Here is a 21,899-nt window from a genome sequence, read left to right as displayed (position 1 = left end):
CCGCGATGCGTGACATTGTGGCCGAGGCCAGACTCCATCCGGAGGATCTCATCCAGGTCTTGTTCGTCCGGGATGGCATCGACGGGCCGGTCGAGATCAGCTCGATGCCGGGTCAGTACCAGCACACTGTCGAATCTCTCATCGAAGCCGTCCGCCAGGCCGAGAGAGCCGGCGTCAAATGCATCGACCTCTTCGGAGTGCCGAAGGACGAGGACAAAGATGCCGAGGGCTCCGTCGCGTGGGATCCCGAAGGAATCCTCAATCGTGGCATCCGTGCCGTGCGCCGGGAATTCGGCAATCGGGTCGTGATCATGGCCGATACGTGCCTTGACGAATTCACGGACCACGGGCACTGCGGGCCGCTGACCGAAGACGGCGCCGGCGACGTCATAGTGGACAACGATCGCAGCGTCGAACTGTACGAACGCATGGCGGTCGCTCAAGCCCAGGCAGGAGCGCACGTCGTGAGCCCGTCCGGCATGATGGACGGGCAGATCGCGGGTATCCGTGAGGCCTTGGACGACAAGGGGTTCCACGATGTTTCGATCATGGCCTACTCGGCCAAATATGCGTCTGCATTCTTCGGACCCTTCCGGGATGCCGTGGGCTCCTCGCTCCAAGGGGATCGGAAGACCTATCAGCAAGACCCGGCGAATCGTCGCGAGTCGATCCTGGAAACTCAGCTTGATCTCGAAGAAGGCGCCGACATGGTCATGGTCAAGCCGGCGATGGCCTATCTCGACGTCGTTCGAGAGGTCGCCGATTTCTCGACCGTTCCCGTAGCCGTCTACCAGGTCTCGGGGGAATACGCGATGATCGAAGCTGCGGCGGCCAATGGTTGGGTAGATCGTGAGCGCATCGTTCTGGAAGCCCTGACGGGTATGCGGCGTGCCGGGGCCGATCTGATTTTCACCTATTACGCGACCGAGGTCGCCCAATGGCTGGCGCAGGGAAAACGGTAGAAAAGCACTGGCAACTGGATCATCACACACATCAGGAGGACATCTTGACCGTATCCGAGGAACTCTTCGACCGTTCGCAGAAAGTCATACCCGGAGGCGTCAATTCTCCGGTTCGCGCATTCAATTCGGTAGGGGGCACCCCACCGTTCATCGTTGATGCCGAGGGGCCCTACGTGAAGGACGCGGACGGAAAAGAGTACGTCGACCTGGTCGGTTCGTGGGGTCCAGCCCTTCTGGGGCACCGACATGAGGCCGTCATCGAGGCGGTGCACGCAGCCGTTGATCACGGTCTGTCCTTCGGCGCGTCCACGGTGGGGGAAACCGAGCTGGCCGAAACGGTAGTCGACCGGATTAATCGTTCGGCGACTAAGGGCTCGGCCATCGAACAGATTCGTTTGGTCTCCACGGGTACCGAGGCGACCATGACTTCGATCCGTTTGGCGCGTGGGTACACGGGACGCGACAAGATCATCAAGTTCGCCGGGTGTTATCACGGTCACGTGGATGCTCTGCTGTCCGAAGCCGGATCCGGAGTCGCGACGCTTTCCCTCCCCGGATCTGCAGGGGTGACCGAAGCGACCACGGCCGAAACTATCGTGGTCCCTTACAACGACCTCGATGCAGTCCGCACCGCATTCGACAAGTACGAGGGCGAGATTGCGGCCGTTATCACCGAGGCTGCCCCGTGCAATATGGGCGTGGTGACGCCCGCGGAGGGGTTCAACTCTGGTCTGCGGGATCTGACGCGTGAACACGGTGCCCTGATGATCTTCGATGAGGTGCTCACCGGCTTCCGGGCGTCCTCGGCGGGATACTGGGGGCTGACTTCGGAAAGCGAAGGCGGTTGGGCTCCTGATATTTTCACGTTCGGCAAGGTCATCGGTGGGGGCATGCCCATTGCTGCATTGGGCGGGCGCCGCGAGATCATGGAGTATCTCTCGCCGACCGGTCCCGTTTACCAGGCGGGAACTCTTTCCGGCAATCCGCTGTCGGTTGCCGCGGGAATCGCGACCCTTCGAAATGCTACGGGTCAGGTCTACTCGACGATTGATCGAGTTTCGTTGCAGCTCCAGCGGGAAATTACCTCGGCCTTGAACGCAGAAGGCGTGGAGCATTCGATCCAGACCGCGGGCAATATCTTCTCCGTGGCATTCGGAACCGGATCTCAGGGCGTTCGGAACTACGAGGACATCAAGGCCTCGGAATCGTACCGCTACGGACCGTTCTTCCATTCGATGCTGGAATCCGGGGTCTATCTGGCTCCGTCGCCGTTCGAGGCATGGTTCCTGTCCGCTTCCCACGATGACGTCGCGATGGATCGCATCGTATCGGCCCTGCCAGCCGCAGCTCGAGCGGCCGCAAACGCAGAAGAACCCCGCTAGGGGCGCTCGGACTCGGCCTGTATCGGCCAGTCTCCATTGACTTTGGAGTTTTTGCCGATCTTGTCGAAATACGCCTGAAGATCGGCCGCTTGTTCTTTGGCCCACGTGACTTGAAGATCATGGAGTTCCCCGGCTGGCATGTCCAGCTGGGGATACTTCTGGGTCATGGCTGTTGCCAAACGCTCGGTCGCCAAGCAGTCTGCTGCCGACGTATGAGCATTCTCGAGCACTACGCCGTACTCCTGAGTGAGATTCGTCAGGGTGCGCTTGCCTTTGTGGTACTTGTCGACCTTCTTGTTGAAGACGAGAGGATCCAGAACAGGGTAGGGGACCAAATCCGGCAACTCGAGCCGATGCAATTCCCGGGCAAGGACGGTGAAGTCGTAGACCGCGTTGAACGCAAATATCGGCACGCCGTCGGAGAAGAGCCCGCCGATCGCCGAGGCCAGTTCGTAGACGACCTGTTTGAGCGGGGCTCCGTGTTCTTGGGCATATTCGGTGGAAATCCCGTGGACGGCCGCGGCTTCTTCCGGGATGGGCACTCCGGGGTCGGCAAGCCATTCACCGTGGCGAAGCACTTCGCCGTCCGGGGCCACGAGGATGAGCGATGCCGTAACAATTCGCGCGGTGCGCGGATTGGGTCCTGTGGTTTCCAGATCGAAGGTGGCTCGGGGCCCTTGCGTCCAGGGAGGCGTTTCGACACGTGCATCGCTCGTCATGGACTCCACCGTACCCGGATTCATAGGTGACTCGCGCGTACTGCCGAGCCGAACGTGTTTGCAGATCCCGGGCGCTTGCCTGGGAACCGGATAGCCCGGACACATCGTGCCGAGGTGTTTGCTCGAGGTAGTGGATTGGTCGGAAACTGGTGGTTGCCTTCTGCAACATGTAGTCGACGTCGACGAATCGCCTTAACTTGTCAGTGGCTCGTGGTGAGATTGGTACATGAGCCCCAAGAATCCTCTCGCGAGCCGTCTCCCGTCCCGGTCTCATGGCGCCACTTTGGTCCTGGGCGCGCCAGGAACCGGCAAGACCAGCAGCCTGATTGAATGTGCATTCGATCATGTGGGTGGAGGCGAGGCGGAGGGCGCATCGGCGGAGGAGATTCTGCTCCTTGCTCCCACGCGTACCCTTGCGGATCAGTTGCGCGATGGATTCTCCCAAAAGTTGTCCGCGACCATTTCCACGCCACCGGCAAGGGCTTGGCATTCTTACGCATTCGACATCCTGCGGCGGGCGCACGCGGAAGGACTGCTGGAAGGGGTGGACTTCGAGCCTCGGTTGCTCACCGGACCGGAACAAGACGTTCTGATCGGAGAGATGTTGCTGGCCCACTCGAACGGCCTAGGAAAACAGCCACAGTGGCCCGAGGAGCTGAAGGAAGCTCTGGAAACGCGAGGATTCCGCCGCGAAATCCGCGAGTTCCTGGACCGTTGCGCAGAATTCGATCTCAGCCCGGAACGGGTCCGCGAGTTGGGGAATGCACTGAACCACCCGGAGTGGGTTGCCGCCTCGGACTTTCGCGTGGAATACGAACAACTGAGGCGGCTGAGGATGCCGCAGGCCTACGACCCCTCGGCACTGATCCACCAGGCCGCTAACTTCCTCGAGAGCAACCCCGAGTTCTTGGCCAAAGAACATGAGCGCTTGCGTCTGATCCTGGTCGATGACCTCCAGGAGGCTACGCCGGCCATCATGAGGCTCCTCGAGTCGATGGCACCGGCGGCCGCAGTCAACCCGCCCCAACTGGTGATGACTGCTTGCACGGATACCGTGGTCCAGGGATTCCGTGGAGCCAGGCCCGAGGTCTTGGCGGAACTAGGATCCCGGCTCAAGGCTTACCCCGAGATCGAAACTCGCCGACTGGATCGACAGCACAGGCTGCCGAGCCCCATAGCGGATTCCGTGCGTCGCGTGAGCGAGAGAATTCCCGTGGTCGCCAGAGCACGTCACGATCGCTCGCCTGAACCATCGGATGCTGTACTCGAACGATCGACTCGAGCCGAGATCGCGATCCGCCTGACGGCTTCTGCCCAGCACGAATTGAGGCTAATCTCGCAAGGTATTCTCGAGGAGCACGTGAAAGGCGGTCGTCCGCTCGGGGACATGGCCGTGGTCGTGAGAGACGGTACCTCATTGGCGAGGATCAAGCGCCACCTGGAGTCCGACGGAATCCCAGTATCCATCCCGGTAGCCGAGACGCCCTTGCGAGAGGAACCCGCGGTTCGCCCGTTCCTGGATGCCCTGTGGCTGGCCAGCGGGGAACACGGTCCGGCGGATATTTCCAGGGCACTTTCGCTTCTGACATCGAGGCTTGGTGGGGCCAGCCCCAATACGGTCAGACGTATCCGTCAGTCGCTGAGAGCAGCAGAATTGAGACGGGGCGGTACTCGTTCGAGCGACGAGCTAATCCTGGAAGTCCTCAACGGGAGTGTGGGTCCCTCGGCCCTGACTGCAGTACCTCACCGCAATTCTTCGGATGCTTCTGGAACCCGGACCAACGAGCCTCTTGAGAGGTTGCACTCCGTGTTGAGCGCCGGCAAGCGGGCCATGGAGGAAAACACATCCACCGCTGAAACCGTGTTGTGGGCACTGTGGGAAACCAGTGGGCTCGCCCAAGAATGGCTCAGTACATCCAAGGGAACCGGACCTGCCGCCCAGCGCGCGCATCGTGATCTCGATGCTATGCTCGCACTTTTCGAAACTGCTGAGCGTTACGTGGACCAGCAACCGGGTGCAGGCGCGAGGGAATTCCTGGAATACATCGACAGCCAGGACCTCCCCATGGATACTTTGGCTCCCCGCTCTACGAACCACGCCGCGGTTGCGCTGGTGACGCCCGCTTCTGCAGCAGGCCGCGAATGGGCCTGGGTGCACGTTGCGTCAGTACAGCAGGGGAGTTGGCCGAACACGACCCTACGCGGCGGTCTCCTGAGCACACCGGAACTCTCCGACGTCGTACTCCTGGGTGTGGAGCAAGCGGTTCGGGTGACCCGTAGGAACCGGCTGCGAGAAACCCGGTACGACGAACTTCGAATGTTCGCGACCGCCATCAGCAGGTGCACGTCGCAGTTGGTCGTCAGCGCGGTCGCGAATGAGGAGGAGGAGCCGAGCGAGTTCCTCGACATCCTTGATCCTGTGGCCATGTCGGAAGCGGTCGTGAGCCCAGTCAGGCGCCCTATGACCATGCGAGGTCTGATCGCGGAACTTCGACTTTGGGCGCAATCCGCGGACCATCCCGGGCTCGCTTTCCGGGCCGCAGAACAACTCGCGCGGCTTGCTCAAGAGCCACAGTCGTCGGACTCCAGAGGCAACGGGAGCAGGCGGGGCGAAGAGATGGTGGGCATTCCGGGGGCTCATCCGCGGGACTGGTGGGGGCTTGCTCCACTGACCGATGAGAGCGCACCCCTTAATGTCAATGATCCGGTGCCGGTTTCGCCCTCCAAACTCGAAACCATTCGGCGTTCGCCCCTCGATTGGTTCGTCAGCTCCGCTGGCGGAGAACCGGCAACCGACCTGTCCAGATCCGTCGGAAACCTGATCCACGAGATCGCCCAGAACATGCCGGATGCCCCAGGCCATGAACTGGAAGAAGAACTGGAGCGACGGTTCGGGGCGCTGGGGTTGTCGGATACGTGGGAGACCCGGGTCGTCTACGATCGAGCCGTCACTATGATTCGCAAATTTGCTGCGTATGCGGTGGACTCCCGTGCGTCGCTCGGGCGGAAACTCGTCGGCGTCGAAGGCGCCTTCGAAGTGCTCGTTCCGGGACCAGCGAGGGATGCCCTGCTCTCCGGAAGAGTGGATCGTCTCGAAATCGATGAATTGGGCCGTTATGTCGTGATCGACCTCAAAACGGGCAAGAGCGCTCCGTCGGCCGCGGACGTCACGCAGCATCCGCAGCTTGCCGCGTATCAGGTCGCGCTCGAGGCCGGCGCCGGAGCGGTGATGTTCGATCACGGTGAGCCTGCATCTGTCCGAGAAACACCCCTGAGGTTCGACGGTGCCAGTATCACCGAGCTGTCCGGTGGAGCTGCGCTGGTTCAGCTGGGAACCTCCACCAAGGCGTACAAGGTCCAGTCCCAAGAACCGTTGACAGAACAGGATTACTGGGCTGTTGACCTGATCCGAAAATGTGCCGAGCTCGTGGCCCATGAGCGGTTCCAGGCCAGGCACACGGATTCGGCCGGAGGATTCGGCCTCAAATGCCGTCTTCCAGAAATATGTCCTTTGTGTTCGTCAGGAAGGCAGGTCACGCAACCGTGAACCGCACCGAGAATTCAGACCGGATTCGCTACTCGCCGGAAGATATTGCAACGGCTCTCGGCCACAATCTGCCGACCGAAGAACAATCGAAGATCATCAGCGCAGATTTGTCACCGAGGCTTGTGGTTGCGGGCGCTGGCTCCGGCAAGACCGCAACTATGGTCGACCGGGTCGTGTGGTTGGTCGTCAATGGACTGGTCCGACCCGACGAAATCCTCGGAGTCACGTTCACCAAGAAAGCCGCCGGGGAGCTTCGTCATCGCATGGCTCAGAGGTTGGCCGCGTTGCGTGAGGAAGGCCTCTACCAACCCGAGGCCGATTCCGACGAGCCTGTTCTCGATCCCACCGTCAGCACCTACCACGCTTATGCAAAATCGTTGGTTTCGGAATACGGACTCCGGATCGGCATTGAGAAGGACGCGACCCAGCTCGGACAGGCGCAATGCTTCCAGCTGGTTGCCCAGATTGTCGAGAACTGGGATGGGGAATTACCGGAGAAGCTCCCGGCGGCGTCGACCCTCATCACCGAAGTGCTTCAACTCTCGGGGGAATGTGCAGAACATCTGCGGACCCCGGCAGAAGTCGAGGACTTCTGCCGGCGCAGCTTGTCGTCGTTGAAGAATATGCCGAACAACCACCCCAAGAAACTCAAGAAAGAAGAGAAACTCCGGGGAACTCTCGTCGAAAAGCTCGAACAAAAACTATTGGTCGCAAGGCTGACGGAGCGGTATCGGCGTATCAAACAAGCTATGCAGGTCATGGATTTCGGCGATCTGCTTGCCTACGCCGCAAGCATGGCTCGAGGGATCGATTGCATGGGCAGCGAACAGCGTCAGCTCTATCGCGTGGTACTGCTCGACGAATTCCAGGACACGTCCCATGCGCAAATGGTCCTCTTCTCGAGTCTGTTCGGAAACGGACACAGCGTCATGGCCGTGGGAGACCCTAAACAGTCGATCTACGGTTTCCGAGGAGCCTCGGAAGGGCAGCTCTTCGACTTCTACCGTTACTTCCCCTCGCCCCACCAAGACGCCGACTACTTGTCCGTCGCTTGGAGAAACGGAACACGGATACTCGACGCGGCCAATCGGATTGCGCGCCCTCTGTCCGACCAAGGAGAATGGGTCCGCGCAGCTTCATCGGTTCACGTCCCGGACCTGGTTGCCCGACCTGACGCCCCGGAAGGCCGGCTTATGACCGGAATATGGGGAACGGACCAAGACGAGGCCGAAGCCATCGTTTCGACTATCGCTGCGCATCGATCGGACGCTGACCGCGAGGGTCGAGAGGTTCCCAGCTTTGCCGTCCTCTGTCGAGCCCGTCGCCACATGGAGACCATCCGTTTGGAATGCGAACGCCAATCGGTGCCGTATCAATTGGTTGGCCTGGGAGGGCTTGTTGAAACGCCCGAAGTAACCGACCTCATCGCTGTCCTGCGGGTGTTGTCCGATCCGGCTCGTTCAGATTCTCTGATGCGTCTCCTGGCAGGAGCGCGCTGGCGGATCGGACCTCGGGATCTCATGGCACTGAATGACTGGGCACGCTTCCTTGCCCGTCGACGCAAGAGATCCGTTCTCACCGGTATTGCGGAGGACCTCGCTACACCGGAAGGTCGCGTTCCAGGGGAAGAGCATCTTGTCGCGGACGACCCACAAGCCGAGCTGCATGAAGCTTCGCAACGGCTCGAAGATCTCTTGCGCACCGGAGGAGATCAGAGCGAAAGTTCGAGCCTGATCGAAGCGATCGAGACCCTTCCCGAGGCCGGATGGACCTCAGCAGCCGGCCGATCACTGAGTACGGAAGCCAGGCAAAGACTTGTCAGACTTCAGCAAGAGCTGGAGGAACTTCGGGGCTACCTGGGCGAAGATCTGATGAGCCTGCTGTACCACATTGAGCGCGTCACCATGTTGGACCTGGAACTCGCATCCAAGCCGGGACGTGATGTGCATCAGGCGCGAGCCAACGTAGATGCCTTTTATCAGGCAGTAGCCGACTATTGCGCGACTGCACCGCGTTTGGCAGCCAGCCTGGACGCCGGCTCCAGCTTCAGCGGGACCTCCGGGGCAGAGGGTGCCGAGAGCGCCGAACTCAAGGAACATCGGTACACCGTGACCTCGTCGGCGACGGGAGTAACCGCTTTTCTTGCGTGGCTCGAAGCGGCCATCGCTGAGGAATCCGGTCTGGCCATGCCTGTCCAGCCCTCAGAGTCGTCCGCCGTGCAGATTCTGACCGTCCACGCGGCGAAGGGCCTCGAATGGGATGAGGTCTACGTGCAGGGACTCACGGAAGGAGGGTTCCCCTCGGACAAAACCGAATCGTGGTTCTCGGATGTCGGAGCTTTACCCTGGACGCTGCGCGGAGACACCAAATACCTGCCTGCCTTAGACCTCGGAGCCGGCTCAACCCAAGAGCTCGAGGAGTCCGGACAAGAATTCAGCCAGCACAATCTTGCCAGGATCGTCTCCGAGGAACGTCGTCTGGCATATGTGGCAACGACCAGGGCCAGGAGCGTACTCTTCCTCGCGTCGAGTCACTGGAGCGGAACCAAAGCCAAACCCAATTCGCTTTCACGATTCGTGGAGGAGATTTCCGAAGAGTTCGATCCGACGTCGCCCGCGATCGAGTGGGTCAACGAGGCTCCGGTGCCCGAGGAGGGAGCAAAGAACCCACAGGGCGAGCGGATTCATGCGGCTCTATGGCCCTTTGACCCGCTGACGAGGCCCTTCGTCAGCGAATGGGAGTCTGAGGAAGAACTCAACGATCTCGCCATGACGGAAGACCACGGTGCAGCGGAGCTGGATCCGGGGCCCATGGTATCTCGGCGCGTTGACGTCGAGAGAGCCGCGTCGCTGGTTCTGTCTCACATGGACACGGAATCCGGTACCGAGTCAATGTGGCCCGCTTCCGACGCGTCGCTGAGTCTTCCATCGGACGAGTTGCCGGATCCGACGGATTGGGCCGAAGAGACAAGCCTCCTGCTGGCTCTTCACCGGGCTAGAGGAGATGGCGGCGGAAGCCCTGAACTGCCGACGCACCTCAGTGCATCTCTGCTCGTGGGTCTCGCGCAGGATCCGCAGAGGATCCTCGAGCAGATCCACAGGCCCATGCCGCGTCGGCCCGAAACATCGGCCCGTGCAGGAACCAGATTTCATGAATGGGTCGAGGAGCACTACGGAGCCGCAGGAATGTTGGACCTTGGAGAGAGCTTGGCCGACCCGGAAGAAGGAGAAGACGCCGGACTTGCTGCTCTGCAGGAGTCTTTCCGGACGAGCCCATGGTTCGATCGCCAGCCGTGGGCTATCGAATACCCCATCGAAACACCGCTCGCTGGGTTTACGGTCCGCGGAAGAATCGATGCGATATTCCGCAATCAGAATGCCTCAGGGAAAGTTCAGTGGGAATTGGTCGACTGGAAAACCGGTCGGGTCCCCCAAGGAGCCGACCTCACGCACAAAACGGTCCAATTGGCCGTATACAGGATGGGATTTGCGCGCCTTCACGATGTTGATCCTGAAGACATCTCCGCGGCCTTCTACTACGTCGCGCACGGAAAAACCATTAGGCCCCGCAAGGTCGCGGACGAGACCGAACTCATCGACCTGGTGAACCGCATGCAAAACACAGCTTCAGAAACCAAGTGAAAAGTTCCTCTACGGCTCGTCGATTGTGGAAATAGGCCCCGTCGGATCTTCGCTCGGTTTCGCACGAGAAGACCCATGTCCGCTCGCATGGGCGCCGGCGCTAGCCGAGGTGCGGGCAGGCTCGCTCGAATCCGGGGTGGTCTCACGCGTCGGATCACTCTGCGATGAAGGAGCCGCCGCGGGCTCGGAGACCGACCGTACGTTCGAGGTAGCCGACGACGAAGAAATGGCCCCGGACTCTCGGAGATCATCTTCCAGTGTCCTGAGCATTGAGACGGCTTCGTCCACGGTCTCCCGGTCCTTCTGCTCGACGCCCCGGGCAAGCCACTGAGCCAACGCAAACTCTGCGTGAAGGTAAGCTCGCCGAAGCAAATGTTGGTCGGGTGCGTGCGGAAGCTGGACGGAGTAGACCTCGATGATCGAATCCGTGAATTCCTGGTCCGGGCAACTCATCAGCCAAGAGAAATCCAGCGCTGGGTCCCCGACGTGCAGGTCATGCCATCCTCGGACTGCCGTCAGCCGGGTTCCGTCCAGAACCAAATTCTCCTCGGCCAGGTCGCCGTGGACTACGGTGGGCCGGAACTGCCACATGCTCTCGTCCTCCAGCCAGGCTTCCCAGCGCCGAAGGAGTGCGGAGGGAACTTTGCCTGTGCTTGCCGTTCGGTCGAGTTCCGAGAGCATCCTCTTGCGGCACTGTTCGTGGGAGTACATCGGAAGGTCGGCTTCCTGAACCATCTCCGCCGGAAGCGTATGGATTGTGGCGACGGCTTTGCCTATCTGTGTCGCGAGGGGGTCTCGTTCCGGTGACACGACGTGGGAACGCCGCGCTAGTTCTTCGATGTCCAAAACTTCCCCAGGAACCTCTGGATACACAAAAGTCTTGAGGCCGCGACTATCAGCCGACCCCACTACCGTGGGCAATTGGAATGGGAGTCGTGCGCGCAATCCCGGAGAAAATGAATGCAGTATGACGTGCTCGGACTCGAGTCGCACACTGGCTTCATGATTCTGCGGAGCGCGCACAATCCACCGCTGGCGAGCGGAGTCGACAACGAGCGCGGAACCATAGTCCGGGTTGTCTTCCTCGTACGCGTACGCGGCCACGGGGAAGAGGCCCGGCACTCCTGCCGAGGCCATAGCGGCTAACGTTAACGGTGTTAATTTCACTCGTTCAGAGTACTAGAGACAGATGGAAGCAAGCTGATCACGTGAACCACCAATTTGTCACACAGCCCACACCCCCGCTTGGGCCCGATTTACTGGGGACATACCCCATTCGGCGCATCGACGACGGGCGCCTGAGAACCGAACTCATGGATTCAGCTCTGAGCGATTCTTCAACCCGAGTTTTGATGCTTGACCAGGGAAAAGTTCCGACGGCGTGGTCTGAGGGCCGCGCCGGCGTTGCGTGGGCTGCGCCCACCGAAGGCCTCGACGTCGTCGCATACCTCGGGACGTCGGAGGACCGGGCCCCGATACTCCTGGCTCGCGCTCCGCACACCAGGCCGGAAGACATCCAAGCCGGTGATCCTTGGCCGGAGGAACACGAGCAGAGCTCACAGAGCGGTGGTGAGAACATCCAGTGGCTGGGCCTCAGGGACGCGGCTCCCGTTCTGAGCAAGGAAGAAAGCACGTGGCTGAGCATCGGGATCGCTCTCATGAACTGGCACTCCAGCTACAAATTCTGTCCCACCTGCGGTTCCCCCTGCCAACCGGACCCCACCGGGTGGGTACGAATCTGTGAATCAGAGGGTCGGGAACTCTTTCCTCGAACCGATCCGGCCGTGATCTCGGCCGTGGTCCACACGGACGACAGCGGCGTGGATCGCCTCCTCCTGGGACATTCGGCGGCGTGGCCCGAAGACCGTTACTCGACCTTTGCGGGATTCGTAGAGTCGGGCGAGTCCCTAGAAGCAGCCGTTGCGCGGGAAATCTACGAAGAAGCGGGCGTCGCTATCGATGAGGCGACCTATCTGGGATCGCAGCCCTGGCCTTTTCCGCGCTCGCTCATGCTCGGTTTCGTTGCGCATGCAACTCGGCTCGAGTCGGCCAGGCCGGACGGCAAGGAGATTTCCAGCGTTCGATGGTTCACACGGGACGAGCTCGAGGCCGCTGTTACCTCGGGGGAGATCCGCCTGCCGGACAGTGTCTCGATCGCTCATCACCTGATCGCCAATTGGTACGGTGGACCTTTGCCTCAATCGCCAGCGGAGTTCGACGACCGGGGCCCTTCCGGACACGACAACCAATCCGATACTGAGGAGGCGACTCAGCGCTGAAGACCGCAGCCGAATTGCTGATCCCCGGGGAACCGCCCAGCCCCGACCAGATCCTCGAGGGCCTCGACCCTGAGCAGCGAGAGGTCGCCACGAGCCTGCAGGGACCCGTGTGCGTGTTAGCAGGAGCCGGGACGGGTAAGACGCGGGCGATCACCCATCGGATCGCATACGGAATCGCTTCCGGCGCGTACGTGGGACAGCGTGTCCTCGCCCTGACCTTCACCTCCCGTGCAGCCAATGAAATGAGGAATCGGCTTCGTTCCTTGGGCGCAGCAGGTGTGCAGACTCGCACTTTCCACGCCGCAGCGTTGCGCCAACTCCAGTATTTCTGGCCCCAAGCCGTAGGAGGGACCCCGCCTCAGCTCATCTCGGGCAAAGCGCAATTCATCTCAGAAGTTGCATCTCGCCTTCGATTCAGTACGGATCGCGCGATTATTCGGGATCTGGCCGCGGAGATCGAATGGGCAAAAGTCTCGATGCTCACGCCGGATACGTTGGAAGAGCACCTGGGGCATCGGGAGCTGCCCACGGGATTTACCCCGTTGAGCATGGCCAGGATCATGCGCGGCTACGAGGATCTCAAAACCGAGAGGAATGCCATCGACTTCGAAGACGTTCTCCTCGCCACGATCGCTATCCTCGAAGAAGATCCGGCGGTCGCTGCAGCGGTGCGCCAGCAATACCGCCACTTCGTCGTGGACGAATACCAGGACGTCTCTCCACTCCAGCAACGCCTACTTGACTGCTGGCTCGGTGGTCGTGACGAACTGTGCGTCGTCGGAGACGCTTCGCAGACCATTTACTCCTTCACGGGAGCGACCTCGCGGCACCTGTTGGAGTTTCCACGCCGTCACCCGGAGGGCAAAGTCATCAAGCTCGTGCGGGACTATCGGTCCACTCCTCAAGTGGTGACCCTGGCCAATCGATTGCTCACGGCTCGCAAGCCCTCGCGGGACTCGACCCCGGGGGCGTGGGCGCCACCCTTGGAATTGCGTGCCCAGCGGCCCAGCGGACCCGATGTGGAATGGTTCGAATACGCTGACGACGAGCAAGAAGCCGCTGGTATCGCCGAGGACATATCGGACTTGGTCTCCAAAGACGGCATCGACCCTGCCGAGATTGCGGTACTCTTCCGGACCAATGGACAGTCGCAGGCGATCGAACAGGCACTCACGGATGCTGGTGTGGGTTACCAATTGCGAGGCACCGAGAAGTTCTTCAACCGGCCTGAGGTCAAACAGGCCATACTCCAGATTCGCTCGTCAGCGAGAGCCGCCGGCGATGAGCCCGCCCCACAGCTCGTCAGGGACTGCTTGGCATCGCTCGGGTATCGCGACAAGCCGCCGTCCAGTACCGGTTCTGTGCGCTCGAAATGGGAGTCACTGGCCGCCTTGGTCTCCTTGGCCGACAGGCTCGCCAGGGTTCACGAGGAAAAGACTGGCTCGGACGAATCGACATTTACCATGTCGATGCTGGTCGACGATCTGACACGACGTGTTGCTCATCAGGACGCGCCGGTCATGAACGGCGTGACGCTCGCGTCTTTGCACTCAGCCAAGGGCCTCGAATGGGATGCCGTGTTCCTGTGCGGCTTGAGCGAAGGCCTCATGCCGATCAGCTTTGCCGAAACCGGCGACGAAATCGATGAGGAACGCAGGCTGCTGTACGTGGGTGCCACCCGCGCTCGCGAGCGGTTGACCCTGTCGTGGTCGCTCTCCCGCACACCCGGGGGTCGAGCTCATCGAAAGCGCTCCCGTTTCCTCGATGGCATAGCGCCGCGGACTCAGCTCTGAACCTCCTGGTCGGCTCCGAGCGAGCAGACGCAATCGGGCCAGAGTCTTTGGTCCTCGTCCGGCCCCCGGTTCCCGGATGCGACCGTGTCCATGAGCCGCAATAGTTCTGTGGGTGACAATCCGGTTTCGCACCCGGTGGAGTCTTTCGCGGGGCTAGCCGCAAGAATACAATCCGGGCAACGCCGACGGGCCCATGTCGTCGCGTTGCAGGGCCGTACTTCTCCGTGCTCGTCTCGACAGAGCTGCAGACAGGGGACGTCCGGTGCCAACGGGAGGTCCCAATCGGTTTCCTGCTCGGGCCAGCTGGTGTGGACGATGACGTCCGGGTGAACGACGAGTTCACCCAGCCAAGGATTCGGCGTGCCCCACCGGTCGTGCCCCGGATACAAGGCCTCGATATATCGGTCTTCGGGGCGATGTCCGCCGCTGACCAGAACCTCGGGCACATAGGTCGCCAAAGTCCACATGAGGCACCGTACGCGGGGCCGCCCGCGGTGGAAAGGGCGATAACTGCTCGACATTGTGTCGAGGGCGTCCACCGCCGAGCGATCGCACAGCATGGGAAACGCAGCCGAAGTCCGCACGTAATGCGATACGGCATCAGCCACCGGCCCCGGAATCCCAATGAACAGGGGCCTAGGCCGGCCCGTCCGAGTCAATGTCGCGGAATGCACGGATGTGGTCCTCGGCGGGCTCGCAGTGTGAAAACGCGCTTCGGTGGAGTGAAGAACACGGAAGTCAGTCATGCCCCCAACTTTGCCTGGTCTCTCGCCCGGCAACAGGGTAATCCACAGGCAGCCGGTGCGGTACCCTCTCACTGCGAGGCTTCGTCCGTGGCCGTATTTGCCCCGCGCCGGTAAGCTTCTGTCGATGCCAGGACTTCCTTCTCGCGAACGGCTCGCCGCAACGCGTACACGACCAGAGGTCGAGATCAGACGTTCCGCACGACGGCGAAAGACCATTTCCGCCCGCTGGGAAGGGAAAATGATCGTCCTTCTGGTGCCTGGCACCATGGCGACGCCGGTCGCACGGGACTACCTCGAACGGTTGCTTCCCAAATTGCTGTCGGAACGGTCTGGGGCTCGTGACGACCCTCGACGGACCGACGCATACCTGGGGGAGCGGGCATCGGTGATCGCTCGGACCTATCTCGACGATCGCGTCAAACCGGTCTCCATAGGCTGGGTGACCAATCAGAACACGCGGTGGGGCTCAACCACTCCCGCAACCGGCAGGATACGAATCTCCCACCACCTGTGGGGTGCGCCCGAATTCGTTGTCGACTACGTGATCCATCACGAGCTCTGTCATCTCGTCGAACCGTCTCACAACAACCATTTCAAAAAGCTCGAGGCTCAATTCCCGCACGTCGAGCTGGCCAAAGCCTTCTTGGAAGGCATTATTTTTGAAAGACACCGCTTGGACACAGAAAACGCCGGTCCCTGGGAGTAAAGGGCCGGCGTTTTCCGCCTGGGACGACTGATCGTGACGTCGGTGGCTACTGAGTCTGGGGCCCGCGACCGGAATCCTCGGGTCCATCGGAACCTGACCCCGAGTCGTCTTGGCCCTCGTCGTAGCCTCCCGAGAGAAGCTTCTCCAATGCGGCGTCCATCTCCTCGTCGGTCGCGTTCAAAAGGTCGCGTGCAGAGCCGAAGTTTTCGGGCTGGTCCAGGTCTTCATCGGTGGGCAGATTTTCAGGGGCGGACCAGAGAGCGTCGCGCTTCTCGACGCCGTGCTCTTCCTCGTAGCCCTTCCAGAACTGTGAGGCCTCGCGCAGGCGGCGGGGACGGAGCTCCAAACCGATGAGGGATCCGAACGCTTTCTCCGCCGGGCCACCGCCGGCACGACGACGCCGCAGAGTTTCGGTCAGCGCCGCGGCACTCGGAAGATTCTTGGTCGCTTCCGTGCTGACGTGATCCACCCAGCCCTCGACGAGCGCCAGCAACGTTTCCAACCGCCGCAAGGTCACTTCCTGGTCTTCGGTGAGTGTCGGCTTGAAGATGTCGCCGGACAGCGCATCCTGAAGCGACTCGGGATTCATGGGGTCCATGTCCCGGGTCGCCTCTTCGATCCGGTCCATGTCGACATGGATACCACGAGAGTATCGCTGGATGAGCTCCATGATGTTCTCACGCAACCAAGGATTGGCGTGGAAGAGCCGGATATGGGCCGCCTCCCGAACCGCCAAGAACAGCATGACTTCCTGCGCGGGCAGGTCAAGGCCTTCGCCGAATTTGGCGATATTCGAAGGCAGGAGAGCGGAGCGACCGGGTGCGAGAGGAAGACCGATGTCAGTTGAGGAGACGACCTCCTTTGACAATTCACCGACTGCTTGGCCCAGCTGCATGGCGAACATCATGCCGCTCATGCCTCCGATCACGGAGGCGCCCTGGCCCAGCATGGACTTCATCTCCTCGGGCATCTGCTGCGTCAATGCCTCGCTCATCGCCTCGGTCACGGAATTCGCAACCGGCTCCGAGATCTCCCGGAATGTATCGAAGCAGTTCTCGATCCATTCGCTGCGCGACCAGCCTTCATCAGACAGCGACGCACGGTCGAAATCGATCGCGGGATCGAGCCATAGCTGTGCCAGTTGCGCGGCGTCCTTGACGGCCGACTTCTGGTTGCTGGTGACCGAAGGATCTTTCTCCGCGGAGGCGATACGACGGGCGTGTTCGCGTGCTTGGCCCCAATTCGGGGAGCCATCGGAGTTCATCCCGGACATCATCGACTGAATCTGGGAGAACATCCCGGACATCATGGCTGGGTCGACCGGCAGGGCCATCCCTTGCAAATCCTCCGGGTTGATGCCTTGACCAGAGGACAGCTTCCGGAACAACTCCTCGAAGGGGTTGTCCTCGTTGTCGTCGTTCTTGCCGTTGTTGTACGGATTATTCGTACTCATGACACCTCGTGGTCGTTGGTTGCCGTGAGGTCGAATGCGCTCACGACATTTCTTCTCTTGACTTCATTAAAGAGCAATGGGACCGGACGCGTCAGTCCCCACCCTGGTTTTTCAGCTCATGGCACATAGGCGGGCGTCGCGCACAACTCGACGAGGTCCGCCCCAGGAGCTGTCCAGTTCAGTGAGTTAACATAGCGGGGCAGTTTGCTGACCGATGTAAGAGAGTTCGACGATGCCCCATCTCCAGACCCGATCCCTGCGATCTAGGAGATTCCGTCGACCGCAACTGGGAACGATCGCAGGTTTGGCAACACTCGGCCTGGTCGCGGCAGGAGCCCTTCTTCCTCCCGATTTCGTGACGGAAGGGGCCGGACCGACTTTCAATACGATCGGTGACTACCAGGGAAAGCAACTCATCTCGATTTCCGGCCACCCCACGTACCCGACCGATGGTGACCTGGATATGACGACGGTTTACGTCGCGGGTGGCCCCAACGGTGCGACGGGTGCGCTCAATGTCCTGAGCGCTTGGTTCAACAAAGACTCGACGGCACTTCCCGCCGATGCGCTCTACGAGCCCACCATGACCCAACAACAGGTCAGCTCGCAGAACACGGCGGATATGACTAATTCGCAATCCTCGGCCCAGGCGGCCGCGGCGAAGCATCTCAATCTCGAATACAGCACCACGCTTACCGTGCAGGGAGCTACTGACGATGCCGCCGCGAAGCTCGACAAAGGGGATGTGCTGAAGTCCATCGATGGAAAGCCTCTCAAGACGTACGAGCAGCTCAAAACGACCCTTGCCGACGGGAAGGGCACTCCGATCGAGCTCGGCTATACGAAGGGCACGGGCGGCGAAGAGAAAACTATTCGAGCGACGCCCCAGAAGGATCCTTCCTCGGGCGAGTACCGCCTTGGTCTGTATCTGAAGTCCGACTACGACTTCCCGTTCCACGTCGACTACGGACTCGAATCCGTGGGCGGCCCGAGTGCGGGCATGATGTTCACGCTCGGGATCATCGATGAAATGACCGAAGGAAGCATGACAGGCGGAAAACATTTCGCCGGTACAGGGACCATTGATGCGGACGGAAAAGTCGGAGCGATCGGCGGAATTCGTCAGAAAATGATCGGAGCCAAGAATTCTGGAGCAAGCGTATTCCTGGCCCCGTCGGAGAACTGCGATGAGGTCGTGGGTCACATTCCGGACGGACTTTCCGTGGTGAAAATTTCGACGATCGACGACGCCGTCAACGCCGTCGAGAAGGTCGGCAAGGGGGAGGATCCGGCCTCGCTGCCGCAATGTACTGGGTAGGCCGTCGCAGTGCGGACGAGGATTCCGGACTGTAGTTCAATTCTTCTGGTCACAAGTGGAGTTGCACACACAAAAAGGGCAAAATGGAAGTTCACGGTTTTCCGGTCGGTGAGATCGGGTCGACCGTGTTGTGAGAATGGCAATTGCCCTTTCGCTCATCCACCGCACCGCTAGTTGAGGATTCCCGTGACCACAGGACCATCGACTCCAAGTTCACCCCGCGACAAGTCCGGAGCCACCGGCAAGAAGAAGAAACGCCCTCTTCTGACGACGTTCATCATCGTCGTGGCCTTGGTCATTGCTTTCGTTTATATCTCCCAGGTCTATACCGAGGTCCTTTGGTACGACCAACTGGGGTACATCGGGGTCTTCATCCGCGAGAATCTGATCAAGATCGCTGTATTTGCCGTGGGCGCGCTGCTCATGGGAATCGCCATCTGGCTGAGCCTTCGCACCGCTTGGAACAAGCGGCCTGCTGAGCGCCCTCAAAGGGCCAGTGCCGATGAGGAGAAGTCCGCCGACGGGGAGTCCGTGAGCGATCTGCAGTCCGTGTTCAACCAGAACATGGAGCGGTATCAGCAGGCGCTCGAGCCGATGCGCCGGGTCCTCATGATCGCCATCCCGGTGGTCTTGGGCCTTTTCGGCGGGATGACCATGCTTGCTCAGTGGGACACCGTAGCGTTGTTCTTCATGCAGGAGCCTTTCGGGGAAAAAGATCCTCAGTTCGGCTTCGACATGTCCTTTTTCATGTTCACTTTGCCTTTCCTGCGCTTGATCGCGGGGTACCTCATCACCATTCTGGTCCTGTCTGGTGTCGGGGCTCTCGTGACTCATTACCTGTACGGCGGCATCGTCGTGCATGAGAAGGGCATTACGACCACCAAGGCGCTCAAGGTTCAGATGGGCGTTATCGCGGCAGTCTTGCTTCTGGTTCTCGCGGTGAATTTCTGGTTGGCTCGCTACTCGACGTTGCTGTCGAACAAGGGCTCCTGGACCGGTGCGCTCTTCACGGATGTCAACGCCGTGATGCCGACCAATGCGATTCTTTCCGTGGCCGCTCTGATCGTTGCGTTGCTCTTCGCATACTCGGCATTCGCCGGACGGTGGCGCTTGCCTCTGATCGGAACCGCAATGTTGCTCGTTGTTTCCCTGGTGGCGGGGGGCCTTTACCCGTGGGTTGTGCAGCGTTTCCAGGTCACTCCGACCGAGCAGTCGATGGAGAACCAGTACATTCAGCGGAACATTGACATGACGAGGGATGCGTACGGCCTCAGCGGCATGCAGATGCAGGATTACGACGCTACCGTCGAAACGGGCAAGGGCGCACTGGACGGGGACACCCCGACCGTGTCGAATATTCGTCTTCTCGACCCCAACGTCGTTTCGAATTCCTTTGCACAGCTTCAGCAATTCAGGCCGTACTACCAATTCGGAAAGACCCTGGCGGTTGATCGGTACAACGTTGACGGACAGAACGAGGACACCGTCATTTCGGCCCGCGAGCTGAACCCGGACCAGAACAAGGGGTGGTACAACCAGCACGTCGTGTACACGCATGGCTACGGTGTGGTTGCCGCCTATGGCAATCAGGTTCAGGCCGATGGCAAACCCAAATTCATGCAGGAGGGGATCTCCGCGAAGGGTGTCATCTCCGATGACTACCAGCCACGTATTTACTTCGGACAATCTTCCCCGAATTATTCGATCGTGGGCGGGTCCGACGGCGAACCCAACCTCGAGTTGGACCGACCCCAGACCCCCGACGACGAAGGCTCCGGAGACGCCAAATACACTTACACGGGCAACGGCGGACCGAAGGTCGGAAGCTGGTTCAACCGGCTGGCCTACGCGATCAAGTACCAGTCTTCGGATCTCCTGCTCTCCGACGCCGTGCGCTCGGATTCACAGATCCTGTACGACCGCGACCCCGCTGACCGTGTCAAGAAGGTGGCGCCGTATCTCACGGTGGACGGCAATCCGTACCCGGCTATCGTCGACAACAAAGTCGTGTGGATGGTCGACGCTTATACGACGTCGAGCAACTATCCGTATTCGACACCGACATCTCTTGGCGACGCGACACAGGATTCCCAGACGGAGGCTGGAGGAAGTAAAGCGTTGCCGAATGAGAAGGTCAACTACATTCGCAACTCGGTCAAGGCGACAGTCGACGCCTATGACGGTTCAGTCGACCTGTACGCGTGGGACGACCAAGATCCGGTGCTGAAGGCGTGGCAGAAAGTCTTCCCGACGACGGTCAAGTCCTACAAGGACATGAGCGCGGATCTGATGGATCACGTGCGGTACCCCGAGGACTTGTTCAAGGTTCAGCGAGAGCTGCTCAACAAGTACCACGTGACGGACGCGAACAGTTTCTACGCGAGCGACGACGTCTGGCAGACGCCCAAGGATCCCACGCAGGAACAATCGCAGGATCTGCCTCCGTATTACATGTCCTTGCAGATGCCCGGGGACCAGCGCACCAGGTTCTCCCTGACGAGCTCGTTCATTCCGCAGCAATCTGACTCGAACACTCGAAATGTCATGTATGGCTTCGTCTCGGCCAACGGTGACGCAGGTACCGGCAAGGATGGCGTCAAGGACCCCGATTACGGCAAGCTGAATTTGCTGGAGCTTCCGCGTCAATCAGTGGTTCCGGGCCCGGGTCAGGCGCAGAACCTGTTCGATTCGGACACGAATGTTTCGACGGAGCTCAACTTGCTCCGCCAGGGCGCCTCGCGGGTAGTCAACGGTAACTTGCTCACCCTGCCAGTAGGCGGCGGCATCCTGTATGTCCAACCGGTTTACGTTCAGTCCAGTGGAGATGCGTCGTATCCGACGTTGCGCCGCGTGCTGGTCGGTTTCGGTGAGAAGGTTGGTTTCGCGCCGACCCTCGACGAGGCCCTCAACAAGTTGTTTGATGGTGATTCGGGTGCGCAGACAGCGAAGGATGCGGGCGTCGACACATCCGCGGCCGATCCCGAATCGGGCGGGGACTCCGGGAACGGCAGCTCGAGCGGCGGAGAATCGCCGGACTTGAAGAAGTCCCTCGACGATGCGAACAAGGCCATGAAGGACTCGTCGGAAGCGATGAAGAACGGAGACTGGGCTGCTTACGGTCAAGCTCAGGATCGTTTGAACAAGGCCCTTGACGATGCCCTCAAGGCTGACGGCGCGGACGCCTCGAAAGAGAAGTAGGCCGGGTTCCGTGTAATCGTCGAGCAGCCGGAACGCCGGTCCGCGAGAGTGTTTTCTCGCGGGCCGGCTTTTTTGCTGTCATCGGGAGCAGATAGGGCCCCTTATGAGGAGCAGATGCGGGTGTGCACCTCTTTTTGGGTGACCTCACCCACAAA

13 protein-coding genes are annotated in these 21,899 nt (G+C 60.5%); 9 read left to right on the top strand and 4 right to left on the bottom strand.

What is annotated here, in order from left to right:
* The first annotated feature begins 5 nt into the window (after positions 1-5).
* Entirely contained in the window at positions 6-962 is a 957-nt protein-coding gene (hemB, locus tag EWR20_RS07405; RefSeq protein ID WP_129360177.1) for a porphobilinogen synthase, read from the top strand.
* A gap of 44 nt (positions 963-1,006) precedes the next feature.
* Positions 1,007-2,344 carry a glutamate-1-semialdehyde 2,1-aminomutase gene (gene hemL, locus EWR20_RS07400; protein ID WP_238147634.1) on the top strand — a complete coding sequence of 446 codons (1,338 nt, stop codon included), beginning with the start codon at positions 1,007-1,009 and terminating at the stop codon, positions 2,342-2,344.
* Here hemL and EWR20_RS07395 read toward each other — a convergent pair.
* Positions 2,341-3,063, bottom strand: a complete 723-nt coding sequence (locus EWR20_RS07395; RefSeq protein WP_129359968.1) for a 3'-5' exonuclease — start codon at positions 3,061-3,063, stop codon at positions 2,341-2,343. The genes hemL and EWR20_RS07395 overlap by 4 nt on opposite strands.
* Before the next feature lie 226 nt (positions 3,064-3,289).
* On the opposite strand from EWR20_RS07395, the gene EWR20_RS07390 reads away from it, so the two are divergent.
* Positions 3,290-6,610, top strand: a complete 3,321-nt coding sequence (locus EWR20_RS07390) for an ATP-dependent helicase (RefSeq protein ID WP_129359967.1) — start codon at positions 3,290-3,292, stop codon at positions 6,608-6,610.
* Positions 6,550-10,251, top strand: coding sequence for an ATP-dependent DNA helicase (locus EWR20_RS07385; RefSeq protein ID WP_129359966.1), 3,702 nt, complete (start codon positions 6,550-6,552; stop codon positions 10,249-10,251). Before EWR20_RS07390 ends, EWR20_RS07385 begins: the two co-directional genes overlap by 61 nt.
* Before the next feature lie 9 nt (positions 10,252-10,260).
* Here EWR20_RS07385 and EWR20_RS07380 read toward each other — a convergent pair whose 3' ends face one another.
* Positions 10,261-11,388: a phosphotransferase gene (locus EWR20_RS07380; protein WP_238147633.1), complete on the bottom strand. Its 1,128-nt coding sequence runs from the start codon at positions 11,386-11,388 to the stop codon at positions 10,261-10,263.
* Between the two features lie 176 nt (positions 11,389-11,564).
* On the opposite strand from EWR20_RS07380, the gene nudC reads away from it, so the two are divergent.
* Both nudC and EWR20_RS07370 read left to right on the top strand, forming a co-directional pair.
* Complete coding sequence (gene nudC / locus EWR20_RS07375) at positions 11,565-12,530, top strand: NAD(+) diphosphatase (RefSeq protein ID WP_129359964.1); 966 nt, start codon at positions 11,565-11,567, stop codon at positions 12,528-12,530.
* A 14-nt stretch (positions 12,531-12,544) separates the two neighbouring features.
* Positions 12,545-14,323: an ATP-dependent helicase gene (locus tag EWR20_RS07370; protein ID WP_394342278.1), complete on the top strand. Its 1,779-nt coding sequence runs from the start codon at positions 12,545-12,547 to the stop codon at positions 14,321-14,323.
* On the opposite strand, the gene EWR20_RS07365 is transcribed toward EWR20_RS07370, so the two are convergent.
* Positions 14,314-15,069, bottom strand: a complete 756-nt coding sequence (locus EWR20_RS07365; protein WP_129359962.1) for a hypothetical protein — start codon at positions 15,067-15,069, stop codon at positions 14,314-14,316. The genes EWR20_RS07370 and EWR20_RS07365 overlap by 10 nt on opposite strands.
* A 124-nt stretch (positions 15,070-15,193) precedes the next feature.
* Here EWR20_RS07365 and EWR20_RS07360 point away from each other — a divergent pair, with 124 nt between their 5' ends.
* Complete coding sequence (locus tag EWR20_RS07360; protein ID WP_165000984.1) at positions 15,194-15,775, top strand: M48 metallopeptidase family protein; 582 nt, start codon at positions 15,194-15,196, stop codon at positions 15,773-15,775.
* 46 nt (positions 15,776-15,821) lie between these two features.
* On the opposite strand, the gene EWR20_RS07355 is transcribed toward EWR20_RS07360, so the two are convergent.
* Positions 15,822-17,228, bottom strand: coding sequence for a zinc-dependent metalloprotease (locus EWR20_RS07355; protein WP_129359960.1), 1,407 nt, complete (start codon positions 17,226-17,228; stop codon positions 15,822-15,824).
* A 304-nt stretch (positions 17,229-17,532) separates the two neighbouring features.
* Between EWR20_RS07355 and EWR20_RS07350 the strand changes: the two genes are divergently transcribed.
* Both EWR20_RS07350 and EWR20_RS07345 read left to right on the top strand, forming a co-directional pair.
* Positions 17,533-18,546, top strand: coding sequence for a YlbL family protein (locus EWR20_RS07350; RefSeq protein ID WP_238147632.1), 1,014 nt, complete (start codon positions 17,533-17,535; stop codon positions 18,544-18,546).
* Between the two features lie 186 nt (positions 18,547-18,732).
* On the top strand, positions 18,733-21,744 hold the full coding sequence (locus EWR20_RS07345; RefSeq protein ID WP_238147631.1) for a UPF0182 family membrane protein: 3,012 nt from the start codon (positions 18,733-18,735) through the stop codon (positions 21,742-21,744).
* The last annotated feature ends 155 nt before the right edge of the window (positions 21,745-21,899 follow it).

It is taken from the genome of Rothia uropygioeca, assembly GCF_004136585.1.
GTDB lineage: Bacteria > Actinomycetota > Actinomycetes > Actinomycetales > Micrococcaceae > Rothia.
Note: the sequence above shows the minus strand (reverse complement) of the source record. Positions and strands in the feature narration are given on the sequence as shown.